The sequence below is a fragment of the Rothia sp. HMSC08A08 genome (assembly GCF_001808385.1).
Taxonomy (GTDB): Bacteria; Actinomycetota; Actinomycetes; order Actinomycetales; family Micrococcaceae; genus Rothia; species Rothia dentocariosa.
Window position 1 is genome coordinate 1 of record NZ_KV793056.1, and the last position, 1949, is coordinate 1949.

A 1949-nucleotide genomic window follows, 5' to 3' on the forward strand; every position below is an offset into this window, starting at 1 on the left:
CACATCAGGCTCCTCCGCATGACCCGGACACCCCTTCGCCCCCGGGTCCTCAGTACAAGTCTTACCCACCGAATGCACCTCAGACTCCCACACCCGCACCAGCACCGGCTCACTCACACGAGACACCTCGGTTCCGAAAAACTGCCACGGCCCACCATCAATACTGTACTGACCCGCATACGTCACCGTGACATAGGCATGAAAATTCCCCACCTGCGGATACGCATAACTCGTCGACGTCTCATGCAAGGATTGACCAGAATACTGTGAAGACACCGAGCTACCAGCACTATGTGTTTTTAGATCGTGCCCGTCTCCATACTCATACCGATACGCCACCGGCACCGCACGAATCCTAGTGCGTCCAATCGGCAAATCCCCTTCAAAAATATTAGAACTGCCCTCTAAAGTGGTGTAGAAATTCGTTTCCTCACCCTTACTCGTATGTGGTGGATGCGCACTATCCAAAGTCAGGTGCGGATGCGCCGGGATCAACTCCAGCAAATGAGTGCGCATCTCGGTGATAATCCGCTCATACTCACCCTGAGCTTGCTGTGCTGCTTCCGGGTCGTTCAGGGTGCAGGTATCACCGAACAGATGATTCGTAATCGTCTCCCCAACAGGTTTAGCCTGACCATCATCAGTAAATTCTTTATACTGGCCCACACGCCCATCCCGACTAACACAGTACGAACCATCATTGGCAACATCAAATCTAAACGACTTATTAGCACCACTTTTATCTTGAGCGAACCCAAGATTCCCATGATGATGCTCCCGATACCATCTCGTCCACTCATCTTGACGACGTTCATTATTTTCCTGAGACGTGTGCAGATCGGCATTTGGATACTGTCCTATATTTTGCTCTGGCGCCTGTCTCCCACCGCGCCACTGTTGGCTTTGAGATATCTCCTGCTCTGAACACCATAGTGAAGCATCCGAATTACCGCAGAGAGGATCACCCATAACCGGAACACCTTGAAAAAGTGAGGCACATACCAATGATGCAACCATTAGGCATGGAAGAGCTCTATTCTTCATTCTTCTCACCCTTCATATCCAAGAACTCAACGCTATCGATAAGCCACCGATTCCCATCATGGTGAAGAGTCATCATATACCAGTTATTCTCGTAATCTTTATTAACAACTTCCTTATAGTGCTCTCCATCAGCCTCAATATAGATGAGATGTGGCCAAGCCATGAAGAACTTCCACTTATATTTACCACCACCGTGGTTAATAGGCTCACCATGGAACTCGTAGCCATGCACATCTCCACCTACAATCCACCCGCCCTTTTTATAAAGACGAGTATCAAAATCATAGGTCTTCTGTTCATCTGTGAAGTTCTTACTGATATATTTATAGGCCTCTTTGAAGTCCCCGGTCTGAAGCCCGTAGTTACGCCATTCCGTCCACGCCTGCACCGTCTTACGCATCCCCTCTAAGGAAGCATTCGTATACCCCTCCTCCGTCTTGGGCTTCGGAACATTCTGCGCAGGACCATACACATCAGCGGCACGAAATTCTCCATCTGGTGCTTTCGAGTTCCCCGAATAATGCGGCGGCACACTCGACGACGGCGATGGGCCATTACTGGATGAAGCAGAGGCAACGACAGTCGCAGAAGAGAAAGAACTCGAACTCTCAGTAGCCATTCCAGCAGGCTTCGAGTCCTCCCCACACGCAGATAGCAACACAGCAAACCCAGAAACGCCCAAAGCGCTCATAAGGGCACGACGAGACAAACCAGGGATACGAGTATTCATCGGTGAACACATCCTCAAAAAAATTGTGGCTGGGTGAATAAGATAAGACCAACTCTGAAAACCACACGTTCCATGCGCCATTCCTCCGATGGAACAGCTTATTCGCACGTACTAAATGGACTCAGAAGAAGTCATATCTATTACTCTACGATGATTCAAAATATTTAGCGATTCA

The 1949-nt window shown here is 49.2% G+C and carries 2 protein-coding genes; both read right to left on the reverse strand.

Annotated features, from left to right (window positions below; genetic code table 11):
- Positions 1-969, reverse strand: a 969-nt coding sequence (locus HMPREF3164_RS00645) for a hypothetical protein (protein WP_246822539.1), incomplete at its 3' end; no start/stop codon positions are given.
- A 64-nt stretch (positions 970-1033) separates the two neighbouring features.
- The gene (locus HMPREF3164_RS00650) at positions 1034-1774 is read right to left on the reverse strand and encodes a DUF6318 family protein (RefSeq protein ID WP_070448465.1); all 741 of its coding nucleotides are present in this window, start codon (positions 1772-1774) and stop codon (positions 1034-1036) included.
- Positions 1775-1949: the final 175 nt, after the last annotated feature.

Coding starts and splice junctions, on each gene's coding strand:
- HMPREF3164_RS00650 (WP_070448465.1), bottom strand. CDS start 1,774: ATGAATACTCGTATCCCTGGTTTGTCTCGTCGTGCCCTTATGAGCGCT.